Annotated in this window: 1 pseudogene; it reads right to left on the bottom strand. The window is 74.7% G+C overall.

Features of this window, described 5'->3' with window-relative positions:
• Window positions 1-906 (bottom strand): annotated as a pseudogene (gene pkaE / locus GTW67_RS26510) (serine/threonine protein kinase PkaE); the annotation flags it as partial.
• Window positions 907-1,050 lie beyond the last annotated feature (144 nt).

The following is a 1,050-nucleotide window of genomic DNA, read 5'->3' as shown; positions in this document are numbered from 1 at the left end:
GGGGGTGCGGGCGCGGTCGGGCCAGGGGGCGTGCGGGCGCACGAAAGGGCGGGTGGGGTCGAGGGGGCCGCCGGTGGGCATGCCGCGTGCGGGCAGCAGCAGCGCGAGGTCTTCGTAGACCTCCTGGGCGGAGGCGGGGCGGTGCTGGGGGTCCTTGGCGAGCAGGCGCAGGACGAGTGCTTCGAGGGCTTCGGGGACCTCGGGGCGTATCCGGCGCACGGGCAGCGGCGGCTCGTACAGGTGCCGGTGGAGCACGCCGAGCGCGGTGGACCCGGCGAACGGGACGTCGCCGCTGAGGAGTTCGTGCAGGAGCACGCCGAGCGCGTACAGGTCGGTGTAGGGGCCGACGGCGCCGCCCATGGCCTGCTCGGGGGCCATGTAGGCGGGCGAGCCTATGGGGGTGCCGGTGTGGGTGAGGCGGGTGGTGTCGGCGTCCATCACGGAGGCGACGCCGAGGTCGAGGACGGTGACGGTGCCGTCCTGCTTCACCATCACATTGCGTGGCTTGAGGTCGCGGTGGACGATCGGCACGGCGTGCACGGCGCTCAGGACGGCGCACAGCTGGGCGGCGACCGCGACGGCCCACTGCCACGGGTACGGCTCGTGCTCGGCGAGGTGGTCGGAGAGGTCGGCGCCGTCGACGTACTGCATGACGAGGAACAGCTCCTCGCCCTCGCTGCCCGCGTCGTGCACGGTGACCAGGCCGGGGTGGTCGACCTGCGCGGTCACCCGGCACTCGCGCACGAACCGGCGGCGCAGTTCGTCGGCCTCCTGGCCGGCCACCTTGTCGGGGCGCAGCAGCTTCACGGCGACGCGCCGGTCGAGCCGCTGGTCGTAGGCCGTCCAGACCTGGCCCATGCCGCCCTGCCCGATGAGCGTGGACAGCTCGTAGCGGCCGGCGACCACGCGCCCTGCCGCCACGGTCACCTCGCGCCCTCGTGGCCGCCGTTGCCCTGGCCGTCGTGCCTGCGGAGGTAGTCGCTGAGCTCGTCGAGCTCGGCGCGGACCTGGTCGATGCGGGCGGGCGCGGGGGTGTGCGGCGGCGGGGAC

This window comes from Streptomyces sp. SID5910, assembly GCF_009862125.1.
GTDB lineage: Bacteria > Actinomycetota > Actinomycetes > Streptomycetales > Streptomycetaceae > Streptomyces.
This window is presented reverse-complemented; position numbering and strand designations above follow the sequence as displayed.